General features: G+C 61.2%; 23 protein-coding genes. 20 read left to right on the top strand and 3 right to left on the bottom strand.

All coding sequences use genetic code 11. The features are described from left to right. Positions 1-4 precede the first annotated feature (4 nt). The 3 genes from ssuD (at position 5) to KSS96_RS10025 (ending at position 3536) form a co-directional block, all read left to right on the top strand. Entirely contained in the window at positions 5-1147 is a 1143-nt protein-coding gene (gene ssuD, locus KSS96_RS10035) for an FMNH2-dependent alkanesulfonate monooxygenase (protein ID WP_017530367.1), read from the top strand. Between the two features lie 121 nt (positions 1148-1268). Continuing rightward, positions 1269-2420: an acyl-CoA dehydrogenase family protein gene (locus KSS96_RS10030; protein ID WP_175404178.1), complete on the top strand. Its 1152-nt coding sequence runs from the start codon at positions 1269-1271 to the stop codon at positions 2418-2420. Positions 2421-2432: 12 nt separating this feature from the next. Continuing rightward, on the top strand, positions 2433-3536 hold the full coding sequence (locus tag KSS96_RS10025; protein WP_217856058.1) for a sigma-54 interaction domain-containing protein: 1104 nt from the start codon (positions 2433-2435) through the stop codon (positions 3534-3536). Here the strand turns inward: KSS96_RS10025 and KSS96_RS10020 are convergent. Further along, a complete protein-coding gene (locus KSS96_RS10020; RefSeq protein WP_017530364.1) occupies positions 3525-3890 on the bottom strand; it encodes an antibiotic biosynthesis monooxygenase in 366 nt (121 codons plus the stop codon). The two genes, KSS96_RS10025 and KSS96_RS10020, sit on opposite strands and share 12 nt — an antisense overlap. Positions 3891-3988: 98 nt before the next feature. Here KSS96_RS10020 and soxR point away from each other — a divergent pair, with 98 nt between their 5' ends. From soxR to KSS96_RS09970, 10 genes are all read left to right on the top strand, one after another. Next, positions 3989-4429, top strand: coding sequence for a redox-sensitive transcriptional activator SoxR (soxR, locus tag KSS96_RS10015; protein ID WP_017530363.1), 441 nt, complete (start codon positions 3989-3991; stop codon positions 4427-4429). A gap of 89 nt (positions 4430-4518) precedes the next feature. Then, positions 4519-4977, top strand: a complete 459-nt coding sequence (locus KSS96_RS10010) for a VOC family protein (protein WP_017530362.1) — start codon at positions 4519-4521, stop codon at positions 4975-4977. Between the two features lie 257 nt (positions 4978-5234). Next, the gene (locus KSS96_RS10005; RefSeq protein ID WP_017530361.1) at positions 5235-6437 is read left to right on the top strand and encodes a PepSY-associated TM helix domain-containing protein; all 1203 of its coding nucleotides are present in this window, start codon (positions 5235-5237) and stop codon (positions 6435-6437) included. Continuing rightward, the gene (locus tag KSS96_RS10000) at positions 6434-6973 is read left to right on the top strand and encodes a PA2404 family protein (protein ID WP_017530360.1); all 540 of its coding nucleotides are present in this window, start codon (positions 6434-6436) and stop codon (positions 6971-6973) included. Before KSS96_RS10005 ends, KSS96_RS10000 begins: the two co-directional genes overlap by 4 nt. Continuing rightward, entirely contained in the window at positions 6970-7299 is a 330-nt protein-coding gene (locus KSS96_RS09995) for a hypothetical protein (protein ID WP_065876944.1), read from the top strand. The genes KSS96_RS10000 and KSS96_RS09995 overlap by 4 nt, the downstream gene beginning before the upstream one ends. Further along, positions 7296-7856: a DUF6162 family protein gene (locus KSS96_RS09990; protein ID WP_135196739.1), complete on the top strand. Its 561-nt coding sequence runs from the start codon at positions 7296-7298 to the stop codon at positions 7854-7856. The genes KSS96_RS09995 and KSS96_RS09990 overlap by 4 nt, the downstream gene beginning before the upstream one ends. 19 nt (positions 7857-7875) lie before the next feature. After that, positions 7876-8796 carry a metal ABC transporter substrate-binding protein gene (locus KSS96_RS09985; RefSeq protein WP_017530357.1) on the top strand — a complete coding sequence of 307 codons (921 nt, stop codon included), beginning with the start codon at positions 7876-7878 and terminating at the stop codon, positions 8794-8796. Further along, positions 8793-9539, top strand: a complete 747-nt coding sequence (locus KSS96_RS09980) for a metal ABC transporter ATP-binding protein (protein ID WP_017530356.1) — start codon at positions 8793-8795, stop codon at positions 9537-9539. Before KSS96_RS09985 ends, KSS96_RS09980 begins: the two co-directional genes overlap by 4 nt. Next, positions 9536-10435, top strand: a complete 900-nt coding sequence (locus tag KSS96_RS09975; RefSeq protein WP_017530355.1) for a metal ABC transporter permease — start codon at positions 9536-9538, stop codon at positions 10433-10435. The genes KSS96_RS09980 and KSS96_RS09975 overlap by 4 nt, the downstream gene beginning before the upstream one ends. Next, complete coding sequence (locus KSS96_RS09970; RefSeq protein ID WP_217856056.1) at positions 10435-11349, top strand: metal ABC transporter solute-binding protein, Zn/Mn family; 915 nt, start codon at positions 10435-10437, stop codon at positions 11347-11349. The genes KSS96_RS09975 and KSS96_RS09970 overlap by 1 nt, the downstream gene beginning before the upstream one ends. Here KSS96_RS09970 and KSS96_RS09965 read toward each other — a convergent pair. Further along, positions 11330-12055 (bottom strand): UTRA domain-containing protein, encoded by a 726-nt coding sequence (locus KSS96_RS09965; RefSeq protein ID WP_017530353.1) that lies wholly within the window; start codon positions 12053-12055, stop codon positions 11330-11332. The two genes, KSS96_RS09970 and KSS96_RS09965, sit on opposite strands and share 20 nt — an antisense overlap. Before the next feature lie 349 nt (positions 12056-12404). Here KSS96_RS09965 and KSS96_RS09960 point away from each other — a divergent pair, with 349 nt between their 5' ends. The 6 genes from KSS96_RS09960 (at position 12405) to KSS96_RS09935 (ending at position 17716) form a co-directional block, all read left to right on the top strand. Continuing rightward, a complete protein-coding gene (locus KSS96_RS09960; RefSeq protein WP_017530352.1) occupies positions 12405-13481 on the top strand; it encodes an ABC transporter substrate-binding protein in 1077 nt (358 codons plus the stop codon). Positions 13482-13611: 130 nt separating this feature from the next. Then, positions 13612-14418, top strand: a complete 807-nt coding sequence (locus tag KSS96_RS09955; protein ID WP_068932395.1) for an alkaline phosphatase family protein — start codon at positions 13612-13614, stop codon at positions 14416-14418. Positions 14419-14423: 5 nt separating this feature from the next. Next, the gene (locus KSS96_RS09950) at positions 14424-15260 is read left to right on the top strand and encodes an ABC transporter permease (RefSeq protein ID WP_017530350.1); all 837 of its coding nucleotides are present in this window, start codon (positions 14424-14426) and stop codon (positions 15258-15260) included. Next, positions 15247-16047, top strand: coding sequence for an ABC transporter permease (locus KSS96_RS09945; protein WP_017530349.1), 801 nt, complete (start codon positions 15247-15249; stop codon positions 16045-16047). The genes KSS96_RS09950 and KSS96_RS09945 overlap by 14 nt, the downstream gene beginning before the upstream one ends. Then, positions 16044-17033, top strand: coding sequence for an ABC transporter ATP-binding protein (locus tag KSS96_RS09940; RefSeq protein WP_017530348.1), 990 nt, complete (start codon positions 16044-16046; stop codon positions 17031-17033). The genes KSS96_RS09945 and KSS96_RS09940 overlap by 4 nt, the downstream gene beginning before the upstream one ends. A gap of 29 nt (positions 17034-17062) precedes the next feature. Further along, positions 17063-17716, top strand: a complete 654-nt coding sequence (locus KSS96_RS09935) for an HAD family hydrolase (RefSeq protein ID WP_065876941.1) — start codon at positions 17063-17065, stop codon at positions 17714-17716. A 142-nt stretch (positions 17717-17858) separates the two neighbouring features. Here the strand turns inward: KSS96_RS09935 and KSS96_RS09930 are convergent, their stop codons facing one another. Then, positions 17859-18821 (bottom strand): zinc-binding dehydrogenase, encoded by a 963-nt coding sequence (locus tag KSS96_RS09930; RefSeq protein WP_065876940.1) that lies wholly within the window; start codon positions 18819-18821, stop codon positions 17859-17861. 138 nt (positions 18822-18959) lie between these two features. Here KSS96_RS09930 and KSS96_RS09925 point away from each other — a divergent pair, with 138 nt between their 5' ends. Next, the gene (locus KSS96_RS09925) at positions 18960-21041 is read left to right on the top strand and encodes a carboxy terminal-processing peptidase (protein ID WP_223271462.1); all 2082 of its coding nucleotides are present in this window, start codon (positions 18960-18962) and stop codon (positions 21039-21041) included. Positions 21042-21097: the final 56 nt, after the last annotated feature.

Below are 21097 nucleotides of genomic sequence, written 5' to 3'. Positions count from 1 at the left end.
GGTCATGGATGTTTTCTGGTTTTTACCGACACATGGCGACGGCCATTACTTGGGCACCACCCAAGGTGCACGGCCCGTTACCCTCAATTACCTGAAACAAGTCGCCCAGGCGGCTGACAGCCTGGGTTATCACGGCGTGTTGATTCCTACCGGACGCTCGTGCGAAGACTCCTGGGTCATCGCCTCGGCGCTGGTACCACTGACAGAACGCCTGCGCTACCTGGTGGCGATTCGTCCAGGCATCATCTCGCCCACGGTTTCCGCGCGCATGGCCGCCACTCTGGATCGCCTGTCCAACGGCCGCTTGCTGATCAATGTCGTCACCGGCGGTGACCCCGACGAGAACCGTGGCGACGGCAGCTTCCTCGACCACAGCGAACGCTACGAAGTCTCCGACGAGTTCCTGAAGATCTGGCGCCGCGTTTTGCAGGGCGAATCGGTGGATTTCGAAGGCAAACACCTGCGCGTACAGAACGCCAAGGCGCTTTACCCTCCGGTGCAAAAACCTTACCCACCGCTGTACTTCGGCGGTTCGTCCGACGCCGCCCATGACCTCGCCGCCGAACAGGTGGACGTCTACCTGACCTGGGGCGAGCCCCCCGCCGCCGTCGCGGAAAAACTCGCGGATGTGCGTGAACGCGCCGCTCGTCACGGGCGTACGGTGAAGTTCGGCATTCGCCTGCATGTAATCGTGCGCGAAACCGAAGAGGACGCATGGAAAGCCGCCGAAAAACTGATAGAGCACATCAGCGACGAAACCATCGCCGCCGCGCAAAAATCCTTCTCGCGTTTTGATTCCGAAGGCCAGCGCCGCATGGCGGCCCTGCATGATGGGCGCCGCGACAACCTGGAAATCGCCCCCAACCTGTGGGCCGGGGTCGGGCTGGTGCGCGGCGGCGCGGGCACCGCGCTGGTGGGCAGCCCGCAACAAGTGGCCGCGCGCATCAAGGAATACGCCGACCTGGGCATCGAGAGCTTCATCTTCTCCGGCTACCCGCATCTGGAAGAGGCCTACCGCTTTGCCGAGCTGGTGTTCCCGCTGCTGCCGGAACCTTACGCCAGCCTCGCCGGGCGTGGCATCACCAACCTCACTGGCCCGTTCGGCGAAATGATTGCCAACGATGTGTTGCCGACGACCAAGGCCTGAGTTCAGTGAGATCGGCTCTAAGTGGGGCGAACAAGCCCGCTCCACATTCAGCCTCATTGCCACATAGACATTTGAGGAACACCGCGTGACAGCCAAACCTCACAGCGTCCTGCCATCCCCGATGCAGACCGCCAAACTGCTGGCCGCCGAGTTCGCCCTCAGCGCCGTCGAACGCGACGAGCGCGGTGGCACCCCCAAGGCCGAACGCGATGCCCTGCGCCACAGCGGCCTGCTGGCCCTGAGCATTCCCACCCAATATGGCGGCCTCGGCGCGCGCTGGAGCGAAACCCTGGGCATCGTGCGCGAATTAGCCAAGGTCGACAGTTCCATCGCCCATGTCTTCGGCTTCCACCACCTGATGCTCGCCACCGTGCGCCTGTTTTCGCGCCCCGACCAATGGCAACCCTGGTTCGAACAAACCGCACGCAAAAACTGGTTCTGGGGCAACGCCCTCAACCCCTTGGATACGCGCACCGTGGTCAAAGACTTCGGTGGCTGGCGCGAATTCTCGGGCAAGAAGAGTTTCTGCTCCGGCGCCAGCGACTCGGAAATGCTGATCGCCTCGGCGGTCGACGAAAACGCCGGCGGCAAGCTGCTCATCGCCGCCATCCCCAGCGGGCGCAGCGGCATCACCTTACACAATGACTGGAACAATATCGGCCAGCGCCAGACCGACAGCGGCAGCGCCAGCTTTGAGCGGGTACGCGTCGAAGAGTCGGAGTTACTGCTCGACCCAGGCCCACTGAGCACACCCTTCGCCTGCTTGCGTCCGTTGATCGCCCAACTGACGTTCACACATATGTTTCTCGGCATTGCCGAAGGTGCTTTTGACGAAGCACGCAATTACACCCTCACCGAAACCCGGGCCTGGCACAAATCATCAGCCGAAGACGTGCGCCAGGACCCTTACGTGCTGCACCACTACGGCGAGTTCTGGGTCGCATTGGAAGGCGTGCGCCTTTTGGTGGAACGTGCCGCCGGGTTGCTGGACCAAGCGTGGGCCAAAGGCCCAACTCTAAGCGAACACGAACGCGGCCAACTGGCGATTGCCATCGCTACCGCCAAGGTCGCCGCCACACGCCAGGGCCTGGACCTGTGCAGCCGCCTGTTTGAAGTCACCGGCGCGCGCTCCACCCATGCCTCCCTGCGCCTGGACCGTCACTGGCGCAACCTGCGGACACAAACCCTGCACGACCCGGTGGACTACAAACTCCACGAACTCGGGGACTGGGCGTTAAACCAGGCCCTGCCGACTCCAACGTTCTACTCATAAGAAGAGGTGCCCATGCAGCTTTTAACCTTACCGCCCTCGCCCGCCCTCGCGACGTCGATCCGCGCCACCGCTCAGGTTTTCGAAGACCCGAAATCCCAGGCGCTGCTCGACCATATCCAGCAAGTGGCGCCCAGCGAAGCCAGCGTGCTGATCATCGGCGAAACCGGCACCGGTAAAGAGCTGGTGGCGCGCCACATTCATAACCTCAGCGCGCGGCGTAACCGGCCGTTCGTGGCAGTGAACTGCGGCGCGTTCTCTGAATCACTGGTGGAAGCCGAACTGTTCGGCCATGAAAAAGGCGCCTTCACCGGCGCCCTCAGCGCCAAGGCCGGCTGGTTCGAAGAGGCCGACGGCGGCACCCTGTTCCTGGACGAAATCGGTGATTTACCGATGGCGATCCAGGTCAAATTGTTGCGCGTATTACAGGAACGCGAAGTGGTGCGCCTGGGTTCGCGCAAGAGCATTCCTATTGATGTGCGCGTACTGGCCGCGACCAACGTGCAACTGGAAAAAGCCATCAATGCCGGGCACTTTCGCGAGGACCTCTATTACCGTCTCGATGTCGTCAGCCTGGAACTCAGCCCGTTGCGCGACCGCCCCGGCGATATCCTGCCGCTGACCCGACACTTTATCGAAGCCTATAGCCAGCGCCTGGGCTATGGCCCGATCACCATCAGCCGCGAGGCCGAGCACAAGCTCAAAAGCTACAGTTGGCCGGGCAATATCCGCGAGCTGGAGAACGTGATTCACCACACCTTGCTGATCTGCCGCAACGGCGTGATCGAACGCGACGACTTGCGCCTGTCGAACATGCGCATCGAGCGCCAGGATGACGGCCAGCACACTGCCGACAATAGCGCCGAGGCCTTATTGGAGCGCGCCTTCCAAAAACTCTTCGAAGAACAGGCCGGCGCGCTGCATGAAAAGGTCGAGGACGCGCTGCTGCGCGCGGCCTATCGCTTCAGTCATTACAACCAGGTGCACACCGCCAACCTGCTGGGCCTGAGCCGTAATGTCACGCGTACGCGCCTGATCAAAATTGGCGAACTGGCGGTGAACAAACGCCGCCCCGGGGAAAATATCCAGGGTGAGCGAATGCTGCACCTATCCATATAGGCGGCAGTGCAAGGCGTTGTCATGACTGCGCTCAAAGCTGCGCAGCACCTGGAACGAACCAAAGGTCACGGCCGTGGCCTGATGGGCGCGTATCAGCGTCCAGAAATCTTCGTCGCCCTGCTCAAAACGCTTGAACGCCGCCTCACCGTCCGCGCGGGACTGCCATTGCAAATAGTTGAGCACCCGCCGCCCGTCGTCGCTGACCTGCACACTCGCACTCAAGAATCCGACATGGCCCTGGGCCAGGCGCTCGCTCTGGGTGGATAAGGCCGCCACCAACGCGCCTTGTTGCTGGGGTTCGATATGAAACTCGATCAGTTGAGTGAAACTGCAATTCCTCTCCAATACCTGCATGAAAACTCCCCTCTTGCTGTAGGCAGAATCTTGCGATTCGATGCCACGCAGGGTAAAACCTCCAGTTAAGTCAAGGTCAAGCGTTTAATCGGAGCTTTATGGTCGCCAAGGAACTCACCGTTGGCCAATTGGCTGCACGCAGCGGCGTAGCGGTCACGGCCCTGCACTTTTACGAAACCAAGGGGCTGATCACCAGTCGGCGCAACGCCGGTAATCAACGGCGCTATCCGCGGGATGTATTGCGCCGCGTCGTGGTGATCAAGATCGCGCAGCGCTTGGGCATTCCGCTCGCCACCATCGGCGAAGCGCTGCAGGCGCTGCCCGATGGCCGCACGCCCACCGCCAAAGACTGGGAGCGTCTGTCGGCGCAGTGGCGCGAAGACTTGGATGAGCGCATCAACAAGCTGTTGCTGCTACGCGACAAGCTCAACGGCTGCATCGGTTGCGGGTGTTTGTCGCTGGAGGCCTGCCCGCTGCGCAACCAGGACGATCAACTGGGTGAACGTGGGCCGGGAGCGCAATTGCTCGAGCCCAGCTAAGTCTTCTTGTCGGGAGCCACGGAGCCCTTGATTGGCGTGGCCTATAGTGAAAAAGCCACCCCTTCGCAAAGCCAATCAAGGAGAACGCTATGAACGTTAAACCTATCCCCGAGGGCTATCACGGCATCACGCCCTACCTGGGCATCGACAAAGCCTCCGATGCCATCGAGTTTTACAAAAAGGCCTTTGACGCCACCCAAGTCATGCGCCTGGACATGCCCGACGGCAAGGTCGGCCACGCCGAGCTGCGCATTGGCGGCTCGCCGATCATGCTGGGTTCGCCTTGCGATGAAATGGCCCTGCGCAATCCGGCAGAACACACCAGTGTCGGCTTGCATCTGTATGTGGAAGACGTCGACGCGCAGTTCAAAAAAGCTGTCGCTGCCGGTGCCACGGTGGTGTCCGAACCCAAGGACCAGTTCTATGGCGACCGCTCCGCGAGTGTAACGGATCCTTACGGCCATCTCTGGTTCCTGGCCACCCATAAGGAAGACCTTACCGAGCAGCAGATTCACGAGCGTGCCAAAAAGATGTTCCAGCAGAGCTGACCACCCACATGGGAGCTTGCTGCGGCGAGGGCCCCGCCCTTTCTGCGCAGCAGGCTCCCTTTCTAGAGGGCCGCCATCTTCGCGAAAGCCCCCCATCTCCTTGATCCCAGCCGCTGAAACATTTTATTTCATTTAAGGCTTAGGGATTTCTCATTCTCATCCGTCTTAACTTAGATACAGCCTGTCGCGTAAGCAAAAGCTACGACTGGCCTTTTCCGGGCCTCCATCGCCCCCCTCCGATCAAGACCCTCATTCACATGTCGAAGAAGTCACGCTCAAAACTCTGGTTTCTGGTACATAGCTGGCTGGCGTTGCCCATCTGGTTCTTTGTACTGATCGTCTGCGTCACCGGGACCCTGGCGGTGGTCAGCCAGGAAATCGTCTGGCTGGCCAACCCGGACATCCGCGCAAGCAAGCCTTCGGATGATGCCGAACCGCTGAGCTACGACCAGGTCATCCGCGCCATCAAGCGCGCCGAGCCTGAAGTGATCGTGCAGTCTCTCAGCCGTCCGGACGAGTCGCACTTTGCCCTGAGTGTCGACCTCAGCTACCCCGACGGTCGCTCGGTAGAGGTCTACGTCAACCCGTACACCGGGGCGATCCAGGGCATCAGCCCCTCGTTCGATTTCCGGCAGTTCACCCGCGCGCTCCACGGCTGGTGGCTGGTACCGTTCACCAATGGCTACAGTTGGGGCTGGTACCTGGTGTCACTGCTCGGCTTGCCGATGCTGGCGTCGCTGGTTACCGGGCTGGTGGTGTACAAGCGCTTCTGGAAAGGGTTTCTCAAGCCGACCCTGCGCATCCGGCACGGGGCGCGGATCTTCTGGGGGGATTTTCACCGCCTCAGTGGTATCTGGTCCATTTGGTTTATCGCGGTGATCTCCATCACCGGTACCTGGTTTTTGATCCAGGCGATGTTGGGCGATAACCAGATATCAATCTCCAGCGAACCCATTGTCCCCGTGATCGCGCGGGAGAACGTACCTGGTTCGGCGCCCGGCGTGCCGGCCCCCATGATTCCCCTGGATGACGCCATCAAGATCGCGACCCAGCGCATCCCAGGCCTGGAAGCGAGTTTCGTCAGCCTTCCCCTCAACGCCTACAGCCACCTGCAGATCGGCGGGCGGGGCTGGTACCCGCTGATGTACCAGACCGCCCAACTCAACCCCTATAACGGCGAAATCGCTGTCTCGCACCTGCTGTCCGACCGCACCGCGCTCGAGTTCGTCACCGAATCCATGCGCCCGCTGCACACCGGCGACTTCGGCGGGCTGTGGGTCAAGCTCATCTGGGCATTCTTCGGCCTCGTGCTGAGCATGATGGTCTTGAGCGGCCTGCTGATCTGGACCAAGCGCACGGCCCTGGCCACGCTCAACGCCCTCAAGCGCGAAACCAAGCAACAGCGCAAGCCCCTGTCCATTCCAGCGATGCAGGCTGAAACGTCGGAGGCCAAGCCATGAGCAAGGTCGCCGTCGCTAAACCGTCCTCACCGCTGCGCACCTTTTGGCTCAAGTGGCGCTTCCACATCAATATATTGCTGCTGCTGGTCCCTTTGGGCTTCATGCCCAAGTACTTCGCCGATGCCGCACTGTTTCGCGGCGACACCGGCATTGGCGAGCGCGTGGCCGGTGACGTGCAGGTCGGTCCCTGGAGCCTGACCCTCGCCGAGTTCCGCAATGAAGGCCCGCGCCCGGACCCTGCCGGTCCCATGAAGGCCTTCAACGCCGCCTTGTGCGGCACCTGCGCCGATCAGGTCAAGGCCACGTACCTGCGCATCGGCAAACCGCGCAGCCTGCGCGCCGCCGGCGTGATCTTCTTCGGCACGCCGTACCGCATGGGTGCCGCCTTGCCGATACCGGAACGCACCCCCGCCGACGCCGAACTGTGGGTCACCATGGAAGGCTGGGACGGCAGCATGCACCAGGGTTCCATCCCGCTGAGCCAGGCCTCGCCTGCCACCATCGCCTGGCTGAACAAGCAAGGAGTTAAACCATGACATTCAAGCGCCTGACACGTGCCGGTGCCGCGCTATTGCTGTGTGCCGGTTTGAGCAACACCGCCCTGGCCCACAACCCGATGTGCGAGTGCAAGGAAATCCCCGGCGAACAGATCCAGTGCAAAGGCGGCTTCTCCGATGGCAGCGGCGCACCGGGGGTGACCCTGGATGTGATCGGCTACGACGAAACGATCCTGGTGCCCGGCAAGCTCGGCGAGGATTCCACCCTGACATTCAAGAAACCGTCGGCCGAATTCTATGTGCTGTTTGATGCCGGCCCCGGCCACGTCGTGGAAATCGACCAAGCGGATATCCAGCCACAATGAGTACCACACAGGTTGTACGACCCGCCGGGGCCGGCCACGAAACCCTCTACGTCCTGCTGCTGTGCCTGATCATCCTCGCGGTGGCCGGCACCGTGGTGGTGATGCACGGTGAGCCCCGGGAAGTCGCCGCGCTACCCAGCCACCAGTTGGACGCACGCCGTGACCTGAACGCCGCTGAACAAGGAATCTACGCAGACCTGCGGGTAACCCTGGACGAAATCCATCTGCTGCAAGAAGAGCAAAGCGCGCTGCCGACGCCTGAACAACTGGCCGAAGAAGGCTTCGCGCCCTTCGCTCAGGATGCCAGTTCGGTCAGCCGTGGCGACCATCGCTGGCGGTTGCTGGCGCCTTCGGCGTATGTGGGCTTGAGCCAGGCGCCGAGCACCAGCGGTTCACTGCTGATGCGCGTGCAGGGCACCGAGCCGGATATCTGGCTCAACCGCCGCCAGGACCTCCCCGCCCCTTCCGACCTCACTGACCAGGCGCTGATCGCGGCGGGCTGGCAGCAAGTGGTCGCGCAATTCGATGCCGGCGTTACCCGCCAGCACCGTCACTGAACGAGAAGACCGATTGCCCATGTCTATTTCATCTCCCTTGTTGCGTCTGTTGCTGGTCAGCCTGTTCAGCCTGATGCTTGCTCCCCTGGCTAATGCCGAGGCCGCCAAACGCCTGCGTATCGGCATCACCCTGCACCCTTACTACAGCTATGTGACCAATATCGTTGGCGACAAGGCCGACGTGGTGCCGCTGATTCCGGCCGGTTTCAACCCCCATGCCTACGAGCCGCGCGCCGAAGACATCAAGCGCATCGGCACCCTGGACGTGATCGTGCTCAACGGCGTTGGCCATGACGACTTCGCCGACCGCATGATCGCCACCAGCGAGCGCCCGGACATCCCGGTGATCGAAGCCAACGCCAACGTGCCACTGCTGGCCGCTACCGGTAATGCCGCGCGCGGTGCGGGCAAGGTGGTCAACCCGCACACCTTCCTGTCGATCAGTGCATCGATTGCCCAGGTCAACAACATTGCCCGCGAGTTGGGCAAACTCGACCCGGACAACGCCAAGACCTACACCCAGAACGCGCGCGCCTACGGCAAGCGCCTGCGCCAGATGCGCGCCGATGCCCTGGCCAAGCTCACCAGCGCGCCCAACCCGGACCTGCGCGTGGCCACCGTACATGCGGCCTACGACTACCTGCTGCGTGAGTTCGGCCTGGAAGTCACAGCCGTGGTCGAACCGGCGCACGGTATCGAGCCGAGCCCCAGCCAGTTGAAAAAGACGATCGACGAACTGCGCGCCCTGGACGTAAAGGTGATCTTTTCGGAAATGGATTTCCCGTCCACTTACGTCGACACCATCCAGCGCGAATCCGGGGTCAAGCTGTACCCGCTGTCGCATATTTCCTACGGCGAATACAGCGCTGAAAAGTACGAAGTGGAGATGACCGGCAACCTCAACACGGTGGTCCGCGCGATTCAGGAGTCGGGCGCATGACGGCGGCTGAGCAACTCAAGATGGCCTGCGTCGGCCCGACCGTTGAGTTCGACAAGGTATCCCTGACGCTGGGCCGCACCGTAATTCTCGATAGTGTGTGTTTCCAGGTGCAGCCGGGCAGCATCCACGCCCTGGTCGGCCCCAACGGCGGCGGTAAAAGCTCGCTGATCAAGACCCTGTTGGGGCAAACGCCGCACCAGGGGCGTTTGAGCCTGGAATGGCCGACCACGCCCGGCACCATCGGTTATGTGCCCCAGGCACTGGAATTTGACCGTGGCTTGCCGATGACCGTGGACGACTTCATGGCTGCCATGTGCCAGCGGCGTCCGGCGTTTCTGGGTTTGTCCAAACATTACGCCGCCGCGATTGGCGAAGCCCTGGAACGGGTCGGCATGCAGGACAAACGCAAGCGGCGCATGGGCGCGTTGTCCGGCGGCGAGCGACAGCGTGTATTACTGGCCCAAGGCCTTATCCCCGCACCGCACTTGCTGGTACTGGATGAACCGATGTCGGCCCTCGATGAGGCGGGCATCCAGGTCTTCGAGCGGCTGCTCAATGACTGGCGCCTGGCCGGGATCACCGTACTGTGGATCGAACACGACCTGGAAGCCGTCGGCCGCCTGGCTGACCGTGTCACCGGCCTCAACCGCCGCGTGCTGTTCGACGCCACCCCCAAACAGGCACTGACCCCGGAGCGCCTGCTGAGCCTGTTTTCCACCCACCCTCGGAGCCCGGCGCAATGAGTTATGAAGCATTTCGCCTGATGGTCCAGGGCTGGGCTTCCTCCGGCTACCTGCCGGAGGCGCTGGCCTACGGCTTTGTGGTCAACGCCCTGCTCGCCGGCCTGCTGATCGGCCCGGTGTTGGGCGGCCTGGGCACGTTGGTGGTAGTCAAGCGCTTTGCGTTCTTCTCCGAAGCGGTCGGCCATGCCGCACTGACCGGCGTGGCCGTGGGCATTCTGCTCGGCGAGCCCTATACCGGCCCCTACGGCAGCCTGTTCGGCTACTGCCTGCTGTTCGGCATCCTGCTCAACTACCTGCGCAACCGCACCGGCCTGGCGCCGGACACCTTGATCGGCGTGTTCCTGTCGGTTTCCCTGGCGTTGGGCGCGAGCCTGCTGCTGATCCTGGCGGGCAAGATCAACGTGCATATCCTGGAAAACGTGTTGTTCGGCTCAGTGTTGACCGTCAACGGCAATGACCTGCTGGTGCTGGCCATTGTCGGTTCACTGGTGATGGCCCTGGCGCTGCCGCTGTACAACCGCATCATGCTGGCCAGCTTCAACCCGCAGCTGGCGGCGGTGCGCGGCGTGGCGGTGAAGACACTCGATTACCTGTTCGTGATCCTGGTGACACTGATCACCGTGGCTGCGGTCAAGGTCATCGGCGCGATCCTGGTGGGCGCCCTGCTGGTGATTCCCGCGGCGGCGGCGCGGCTGTTGAGCCAGTCGCTCAAAGGCTTCTTCTGGGTCTCGGTGGTGATCGCCACCGTCAGCACCCTATGCGGGATCCTGTTACCGATCATCTTCGACCTGCCCATCCCCTCCGGCGCGGCGATCATTCTGATGGCCGGTATCGCTTTCGCCCTCGCCGCCATTGCGCGCGGTACCGTGCCCAGCCTTAAAGGGAACCTTGGATAATGCGCTCTGTTCTTCAGCCTCTGGCCCTCGCCATCGCCTGTTTAGCCACTACGCCATTGATGGCCGCCCTGCCCGCCAAACCGGCTGCGCACGCCGCTAAACCCGTCAAAGTGCTGGCCTCGCTGCCAATCACCTATGGCCTGGCCGAGGTACTGCTCAAGGGCACCGACGTGCAACTGGAGCGCGCGGCACCGGCCAACCTGCCTGGCTCACGCCAGGTGTCGTACTTCACCGGGCGTGGCGCGCCGGCATTGAACGCGCTGGCCCAGGATGCCGACGCCGCCATCGGCCTGCGCTCGCTGTGGGCGGATGACCCGCTGTACCCGGTGGCTCGGCGCAGCAACATCCGCATCGTCGAAGTCGACGCCGCGCGCCCGGTGGATGGCGGCTTGCCTGGGATCGCGGTGCAGCCCGGCGTTGCCGACGGTTTGAACAGCCAGCCCTGGCAATCGAGCAACAACCTGGGGCGCATGGCCGACGTCATGGCTGCCGACCTGAGCCGCCTGGCACCGGGTGCCAAGGCGAAAATCGACGCCAACCTGGCCGTACTCAAGCAACGCCTGCTCAAGCTCACCGCCGACAGCGAAGCGCGACTGGCCAAGGCGGACAACCTGAGCGTGGTCAGCTTGAGCGATCACTTCGCATACCTGCTCAGCAGCCTGAACCTGGAGCTGGTCAGCACCGACGCACGGCCGGATGCCGATTGGACGCCTCAAGCGCTGCAAAAACTCAGCGCCGAGCTGAAGGCCAACGACGTCGCGGTCGTGCTGCATCATCGCCAGCCCAGTGAGGCAGTGAAAACCGCCATCACCGAAGGCGGCTCGACATTGTTGGTACTGAATGTCGACGGCGCCGATCCGGTATCAGAGCTGGAAACCAATGTGGATCAGGTGATCAAGGCGCTGACCCCATGACATCCACGCCCACATGGATCGCATCATGCCGCCAGAACTCCAGGTCGCAATCGATCAACCGCTGATGCTGGTCGTAATTGACCCGGGCGATACGCAAGCCCGGGCTGCCCACCGACACGCGTAATGCGGCGGCGGCTTCCACCGGCAGTGAAGTCGGAACAATCTCGAAACGCACCCGCCCGTAATGCAAGTTGTACTTGCGGGCGTACAACTCGGTCATCGACTGATTAAGGTCGCACTCAAGAATCCCCGGAAAATACTGCGGGTTCAGATAGTGCTCCACGTACAACACCAAACGCCCGTCTATCCGCCGGCCCCGGCAGATCTGGATCACACTGGACAGCGCCGGCAGTTGCAACCACGCACACACCGCCGCCGACGCAGGTTGCAACCGCGCAGAAATCACTTCGGTCGAGGCCACGCGCCCCTGGTCATTGACCATGGCGTGAAAGTGGCTGCGCTGCATCAGGTTGTAGGCCAGCCGGGGCGGCGAAACGAACCAGCCACGGCGCTCCTCGCGATAAATCTGGCCTTGGGCCTCCAGTTGTAACAAGGCTTCACGCACGGTGATTCGAGTGGTACCAAACAACTCGCTGAGCTTGCGCTCGGCGGGCAATTTGCTTGCAGGCGGCAACAGGCCGTGGTCGATCTGCTCTTGCAGCGCCAGGCCGATGGAGGTTACCGCCTTGATTGCCTCATCGCGCATCAACGTTACCTATCTGGACTAGACCAGCACCGTTCAGGTGCATAAAACGCTCCGCAATCGGGCTCTTGTGGCTGCGTGCAAGCGTAGGCATTACAGATGACCGACAGATGACAGCCCACCGCAAGTATGTCGCACGTCTTGCAATACATCGGCCAAGTCCAGCGCCTGCGGGCGCTTGAGCATGGTCTACGCTGAACCTGCGTCGAGCGACACCCGCACGATAAAAACGACATCGACATGAAACTGTCATCCATCGAGCCTAAATTGGCTCAGGTATTGCTGACCTAGACCAACACCACCGCAAACGTTCATAAAAACGCCGCGTTGAAAACGCCCAAAGGAGCTTCGGATGAAACAGCTTTTCCTGGCATCACTGTTAGGCTCGACCATTGCCATGTGCACCGCCGCCATGGCTGCTGATACCGATCTAAAAACCTTGGAAGCCGCCGCGAAAGCGGAAGGCGCCGTCAACAGCGTCGGCATGCCCGATGACTGGGCCAATTGGAAAGGCACCTGGGAAGACCTGGCCAAGAACTACGGCCTCAAGCACATGGATACCGACATGAGCTCGGCCCAGGAAATCGCCAAGTTCAAAGCCGAGAAAGACAACGCCAGCGCTGATATCGGCGACGTCGGCGCAGCCTTCGGCCCGATTGCGGTAAAGCAGGAAGTCACCCAGCCGTACAAGCCTTCCACTTGGGCTTCGGTACCGGATTGGGCAAAAGACAAAGACGGCCACTGGGCCCTGGCCTACACCGGCACCATCGCGTTTATCGTCAACAAGAAACTGCTGCATGGTTCCGACGTACCAACCAGTTGGGCGGACCTGCAAACCGGCAAGTACAAAGTATCCGTGGGTGACGTAAGCACCGCGGCCCAGGCGTCCAACGCTGTACTGGCTGCCGCCATTGCCAACAAAGGCGACGAGAAAAACATCGCCCCCGGCCTGCAGTTTTTTACCAAGATCGCTCAGCAAGGTCGCCTCGGCCTGTCCAACCCCACCATCGCCACCATGGAAAAAGGCGAAGTCGAAGTGGGCATTGTCTGGGACTTCAACGGCCTGAGCTACAAAGCCAAGATGGCCAACCCGGATGACTACGTGGTGTTGATCCCGTCTGACGGCTCGGTGAAATCCGGCTACACCACCATCATCAACAAACACGCCAAGCACCCGAACGCGGCCAAGCTGACCCGCGAGTACATCTTCAGCGATGCCGGCCAGCTCAACCTGGCCAAGGGCAATGCGCGTCCGATACGTGCCGAAACCGACCTGAAACTGCCGGCCGAAATCGCCAAGAACCTGATCCCGGGCGAGCAGTACACCAAGGCCAACCCGCAGCCGATCAAGGATGCCGATGCCTGGGAAGCGACGTCCAAAAAACTGCCTCAATTGTGGAACGAGCAGGTCATCGTAGAGATGAAGTAAGGGATCCATCCCACATTGGAACGCCAGTGGCGGTCCAATGTGGGAGGGGGCAAGCCCCCTCCCACATTTTTGCCCCCCCGTTCCTCCAGAGGCATTGAGCCAAGTCAATCGTTGCGGAGCGTCGCCGCCCATGAAACACCCAGTCATCCTTGTCGTGCTCGACGGCCTTAACTTCGAGGTTGCCAGGCATACCATGGGGCACTTGCAGGCCTATGTCGGCGCAGGACGCGCAGCCCTCTACACACTGGAATGTGAATTGCCCTCGCTGTCGCGCCCGCTATACGAATGCATCCTGACCGGCGTGCCACCGATCCAGAGCGGCATCGTGCATAACAACGTCTCGCGCCTGTCCAACCAGCGCAGTATTTTCCATTACGCCACCGACGCGGGTCTTACCACGGCGGCAGCGGCTTACCATTGGGTCAGCGAGTTGTACAACCGCACGCCCTTTCTCGCCGCCCGTGATCGTCATACCGACGACAAGGCGCTGGCGATCCAGCACGGACATTTCTACTGGAATGACCACTACCCGGATTCCCACCTGTTCGCCGACGCCGAAAGCCTGCGGCTCAAGCACGCGCCGGACTTGCTGGTGGTGCACCCGATGAACATCGACGACGCCGGCCACAAGCACGGCCTCGACACCGCGCAATACCGCAACAGTGCCCGCTCGGCCGACATCATCCTGGCCGATTACCTGCAAGGCTGGCTCGACGTCGGCTACCAAGTGCTGGTGACCGCAGACCACGGCATGAACAACGACCGCTCCCACAACGGCCTGTTGCCGGAGGAGCGCGAAGTGCCGCTGTTTGTGCTCGGCGATGCTTTCAGCCTGGATACCAAGGCCGCACCCAAACAGACCGATCTGTGCGGCACCATCTGCCAACTATTGGGCGTGCCCCACGACAAAGCTGTGTGCCGGGAGCTATTGAAGTGAATGCCATGACTCGCGGCAAATGGCTGGCGCTGCTCTGCCTGGTGCCTTTCGCGCTGTTCTTTATCGTGTTCGAAATCGCACCGCTGGTATGGGTGCTGATCAACAGCCTGCAAACCGAAGAGGCCGGCTGGAGCCTGGAAAACTTCACGCGCATCTTCAGCTCGAAGTTCTACCTGCAAGCGATCCAGTTCAGCCTGGAGATCAGCTTTTACTCCAGCATCTTCGGCATCATCATCGCCACCCTCGGCAGTTATTCGTTGCGCCGTGTGGATTCGCCGCTGCGCAACTTCGTCACCGCCTTCGCCAACATGACCAGCAATTTCGCCGGCGTACCCCTGGCCTTCGCGTTCATCATTTTGCTGGGATTCAACGGCAGCATCACCATCATGCTCAAACAGGCGGGGATCATTCAGGATTTCAACCTGTACTCCAAGACGGGCCTGATCATTCTCTACACCTACTTCCAGATCCCCCTCGGCGTACTGCTGCTGTATCCGGCGTTCGATGCATTGCGCGAAGACTGGCGTGAGTCGGCGTCCCTGCTCGGCGCCAATGGCTGGCAGTTCTGGCGGCATATCGGCTTACCGGTGCTGACGCCCGCGCTGCTGGGTACTTTCGTGATTCTGCTGGCCAACGCCCTGGGCGCCTACGCCACCGTGTATGCATTGACCACCGGCAACTTCAACGTGCTGCCGATTCGTATTGCGGGGCTGGTTTCCGGCGATGTATCGCTGGACCCGAACATGGCCAGCGCGCTGGCCGTGGTGCTGGTGGCGCTGATGACGGTGGTCACGGTGGTTCATCAACTGCTGCTCAAGAGGAGCTACCATGTCTCGCGCTGAAGCCGGCCCGGCCTCCCTCTACCACCGGGTGGTGGTGACGCTGTTGTTTGTGATCCTGGTGTTGCCGCTGGTAGGCACCTTTGTCTACTCCATCGCCAGCAGTTGGTCGGCGACCATTCTACCGGCGGGCTTTACCCTGAAATGGTATGTGCAACTGTGGAGCGACCCGCGCTTCTTGATGGCCTTCGGTCAGTCATTGCTGGTGTGCGTGGGCGCGCTGATCCTGTCGGTGGTGCTGATTCTGCCGCTGTTGTTCGTGGTGCATTACCACTTCCCCAAGCTCGACGCGCTGATGAACATTCTGATCCTGCTGCCCTTCGCGGTGCCGCCGGTGGTGTCGTCGGTGGGCCTGCTGCAACTCTACGGTTCAGGCCCCTTGGCGATGGTGGGCACGCCGTGGATCCTGATCGGTTGCTACTTCACCGTGGCGCTGCCGTTCATGTACCGGGCGATCACCAACAACCTGCAAGCGATCAACCTGCGCGACCTGATGGACGCCTCGCAACTGCTGGGCGCGAGCACCTGGCAAGCGGCGATCTTCGTCGTGCTGCCCAACCTGCGCAAAGGCCTGATGGTGGCGCTGCTGCTGTCGTTCTCGTTCCTGTTCGGTGAGTTCGTGTTCGCCAACATTTTGGTGGGTACCCGCTACGAGACCCTGCAGGTGTACCTCAACAACATGCGCAACAGCAGCGGCCACTTCACCAGTGCCGTGGTCATTTCCTATTTCTTCTTTGTGCTGGTGCTGACCTGGGCCGCCAATACCTTGAACAAGGACAAAAGCCAATGAGCTTCGTCAGCGTCCAACATTTGCAAAAGAGCTACGCCGGTACGCCGGTGTTCAGCGATATCAACTGCGAGATCGCCAAGGGCGAGTTCGTCACCCTGCTCGGCCCGTCCGGTTGCGGCAAATCGACCCTGCTGCGCTGCATCGCCGGGCTGACCTCGGTGGATAGCGGCAGCATCCTGCTGGACGGCCAGGACATCGTGCCGCTGAGCCCGCAAAAACGACATATCGGCATGGTGTTCCAGAGCTACGCGCTGTTCCCCAACATGACCGTGGAACAAAACGTCGCCTTCGGCCTGCGCATGCAAAAGGTCAACGCCGACGACAGCCACCAACGCGTACAGCAAGTGCTGCAACTGGTGGAACTCAAGGATCTGGCCGGGCGCTATCCGCACCAGATGTCCGGCGGCCAGTGCCAGCGCGTGGCCCTGGCCCGCTCCCTGGTAACCCGCCCTCGCCTGTTGCTGCTGGATGAACCGCTGTCGGCGCTTGACGCGCGCATTCGCAAGCACCTGCGCGAACAGATCCGCCAGATTCAGCGCGAACTGGGCTTGACCACGATTTTCGTGACCCATGACCAGGAAGAAGCCCTGACCATGTCCGACCGCATCTTCCTGATGAACCAGGGCAAGATCGTACAGAGCGGCGATGCCGAAACACTCTACACCGCGCCGGTCGATGTGTTCGCCGCCGGGTTCATCGGCAACTACAACCTGCTCGATGCCGACAAGGCCAGCCGGTTGCTGCAACGCCCGATCAGTGGGCGCATCGCGATTCGCCCCGAAGCTATCGAGTTGAGCCGCAGCGGTGAGCTGGATGCGCTGGTGCGCAGTCATAGCCTTTTGGGCAATGTGATCCGCTACCGCATCGAAGCGCGTGGCGTGGAGCTGGTGGTGGACGTGCTCAACCGCTCGGCCGATGACCTGCACCCGGACGGCCAGCGCCTGGCACTTTCCATCGACCCCAGTGCGCTGTGTGAAGTAGCCTGATGCAACGATTGATTGAGAGAGCGTAAAGGATGGCATTGGTAATTTTTGATCTGGACGACACCCTGATCCACGGCGACTGCGCCACCCTGTGGAGCGAGCAGATGGGCCGCCTGGGCTGGGTCGACCCTGAGTCGTTCATGCGCAGGAACAACGAACTGATGGACGCCTACAGCCGGGGCGAGTTGGCGATGGAAGACTTCATGGATTTCAGCCTGGAGCCAATGATCGGCCGTACGCCGGAGGAAATCGAACACCTGGTGGAGCCATGGGTCGAGGACATCATCGAACCGCTGATCTACAGCGACGCGACCAAAACCATCGCCCGCCATCGCGCCAACGGTGACCGTATTCTGGTGATCTCCGCCTCGGGCACGCACCTGGTGAAACCGATTGCGGCGCGCATCGGCATCGATGAGGTGCTGGGGATTGAACTGGAGATCAGCCATGGCGTGTACAGCGGCCGTACGGTGGGTGTACTGACCTACCGCGAAGGCAAGATCACGCGTTTGCTGGACTGGCTGGAACAGGAAGGTGAGACGTTGGAGGGTGCGTATTTCTACTCGGATTCGCGCAATGATCTGCCGTTGTTATTGAAGGTCGATTACCCGCACGTAGTGAACCCAGACCCGGTGTTGCGCGAACATGCCGAGAAGGCCGATTGGCCAATCTATCACTGGACCTGATTCAACAGAGATCCAAATGTGGGAGGGGCGGTGCGACGATTCGACTTGCCCCCGATGGCGGTGGATCAGTGAAAAATGTTTCATCTGACACACCGCCATCGGGGGCAAGCCCCTCCCACATTGACCCTATTCCAATCCGGAATCAGGTGAAGCTTTCGTCAATCACCAACACCAACTTCCCGGCAACCCGGTTGGTCGCCAGTTCGGCAAACGCCGCCTCGGCATCCTTGATCGCAAAGGTCCTGGCCAGTTGCGGGCTCAGGCGCCCTTCGGCGAACAACGGCCACACGTGCTGGCTCAGGTCACTGAACAGGTCGGCCTTGAACTGGTCATCGCGGCTGCGCAGGGTCGAGCCCAGCAACTGAATGCGCTTGCCCAGCACCTGCGCCAGGTCCAACTGCGCCTCACGGCCCCCCATCAAACCAATCAACACCCAACGCCCATCCAGGGCCAGCAGCTTGAGGTCCAGCGCCGCATAGTCGCCGCCCACCGGGTCGAGAATCACATCGAACGGCCCGAAGTCGCGCAGCCCTTCGATCCCGTCGGTGCGCACCACGCCGCCCTGGGCGCCCAGCTTCTCACAGTACGCCAGACGTTCCGCCGACCCCACACTGACCCAGCATGGGCTGCCAAACGCCTTGCACAGCTGGATCGCCGCCGAGCCCACGCCGCTGGCGCCAGCATGCAGCAGCGCCTTCTCCCCGGGCTTGAGCCCCGCCAATTGGAACAAATTCAGCCACGCGGTGCTGTACACCTCAGGCAATCCCGCCGCTTCGATCAGCGACAAGCCTTCCGGTACCGGCAACACATGCCGTGCATCCACCACCACTTCTTCGGCCATACCGCCACCGGCGAGCAGCGCACACACGCGATCGCCCACTTGCCAGGACGAGCCCGCCCCCACTTCGCTGATCACTCCGGAACACTCCAGGCCCAACACTTGGCTGGCGCCGGGTGGCGGCGGATAGAACCCCGCACGTTGCAATAAATCGGCGCGATTAAGGCCGGCCGCCGCTACACGAATGCGAACTTGGCCTACATCACATGTAGGACTTGGTTCGTCCAACCACTCCACATGACCTTCAACGCCTTGCAATGCTTTCACAGTGCCTCCATAGTGAGTCTGGACTGAGCCCGTAGCAGTAGCGCCGGGCTTTTTGCATTATGCGACCGGCCCCTATGGAACCGGCAACTTCAAAGACGGCCTAATATGCGTTATCAATTGCCCCCGCGTCGAATCAGCATGAAGCATCTGTTCCCCAGCACCGCCCTCGCTTTTTTCATTGGTCTCGGCTTCGCGTCGATGTCGACCAATACGTTCGCAGCCAACAGCTGGGACAACCTTCAGCCGGATCGCGATGAGGTGATTGCCAGCCTCAACGTCGTCGAGTTGCTCAAGCGTCATCACTACAGCAAGCCGCCACTGGATGACGCTCGCTCGGTGATCATCTACGACAGCTACCTCAAGTTGCTGGACCCGTCGCGTAGCTACTTCCTGGCCAGCGATATCGCTGAGTTCGACAAGTGGAAAACCCAGTTCGACGACTTCCTCAAGAGCGGCGACCTGCAGCCCGGCTTTACCATCTACAAGCGTTACCTGGACCGTGTCAAAGCGCGTCTGGACTTCGCCCTGGCTGAGCTGAACAAAGGCGTCGACAAGCTCGACTTCACCCAGAAGGAATCCCTTCTGGTGGACCGCAAGGACGCCCCTTGGCTCACCAGCACCGCCGCACTCGACGACTTATGGCGCAAACGCGTCAAGGACGAAGTGCTGCGCCTGAAGATCGCCGGCAAAGAGCCCAAGGCCATCCAGGAGTTGTTGACCAAGCGCTACAAGAATCAGCTCGCGCGTCTGGACCAGACCCGCGCCGAAGATATCTTCCAGGCCTACATCAACACCTTTGCGATGTCCTACGACCCGCACACTAATTATCTGTCGCCAGATAACGCGGAAAATTTCGATATCAACATGAGCCTGTCGCTGGAAGGTATTGGTGCCGTCCTGCAAAGCGACAATGACCAGGTCAAAATCGTGCGTCTGGTGCCGGCAGGTCCAGCCGACAAGACCAAGCAGGTCGCCCCTGCCGACAAGATCATCGGCGTGGCCCAGGCCGACAAAGAGATGGTCGATGTGGTCGGCTGGCGCCTCGACGAAGTGGTCAAGCTGATCCGTGGGCCAAAAGGCAGCGTGGTGCGTCTGGAGGTTATCCCGCACACCAACGCGCCGAACGACCAGACGAGCAAGATCGTATCCATCACCCGTGAAGCGGTGAAGCTCGAAGACCAGGCCGTGCAGAAGAAAGTCCTCAACCTCAAGCAGGATGGCAAGGACTACAAGCTGGGCGTCATTGAGATTCCGGCGTTCTACCTGGACTTCAAGGCCTTCCGTGCCGGCGATCCGGACTACAAGTCCACCACCCGTGACGTTAAGAAAATCCTCACAGAGTTGCAGAAGGAAAAAGTCGACGGCGTGGTCATCGACCTGCGTAACAACGGCGGCGGTTCCCTGCAGGAAGCCACCGAGCTGACCAGCCTGTTTATCGACAAGGGCCCGACCGTGTTGGTACGCAATGCAGACGGCCGTGTCGACGTGCTCGAAGACGAGAACCCGGGAGCCTTCTACAAAGGGCCGATGGCGTTGCTGGTCAACCGTCTCTCGGCCTCGGCGTCGGAGATTTTCGCCGGTGCCATGCAGGACTATCACCGCGCAATGATCATCGGCGGCCAGACCTTCGGCAAAGGTACCGTGCAGACCATCCAGCCGCTCAACCATGGCGAGCTCAAGCTGACACTGGCCAAGTTCTACCGGGTTTCCGGGCAGAGCACCCAGCATCAGGGCGTACTGCCGGACATCGATTTCCCGTCGATTATCGACACCAAGGAAATCGGCGAAAGCGCCCTGCCGGAAGCCATGCCTTGGGACACCATCCGTCCTGCGATCAAGCCTGCTTCGGACCCGTTCAAGCCGTTCCTGGCGCAGTTGAAGGCTGACCACGACACCCGCTCCGCCAAGGATGCCGAGTTTGTGTTTATCCGCGACAAGCTGGCCCTGGCCAAGAAGCTGATGGAAGAAAAAACCGTCAGCCTCAACGAAGTGGACCGTCGTAAGCAGCACACCGACATCGAGAATCAGCAGCTTGTGCTGGAGAACATCCGCCGCAAGGCCAAGGGTGAAGACCCACTCAAGGAACTGAAGAAAGAAGACGAAGACGCGCTGCCAACCGAGGCGGATAAAACCAAGCCGGAAGACGACGCTTACCTGGCCGAGACAGGCCGGATCCTGCTGGATTACCTGAAGATCAGTAAACAGGTGGCCAAGCAGTAAATGATGGCAATTTAATGCGACCGCTCTGCGGAGTGTCATCAAATAGACATCATCCT

Source organism: Pseudomonas asgharzadehiana, assembly GCF_019139815.1.
Classification (GTDB): domain Bacteria; phylum Pseudomonadota; class Gammaproteobacteria; order Pseudomonadales; family Pseudomonadaceae; genus Aquipseudomonas; species Aquipseudomonas asgharzadehiana.
Note: the sequence above shows the minus strand (reverse complement) of the source record. Positions and strands in the feature narration are given on the sequence as shown.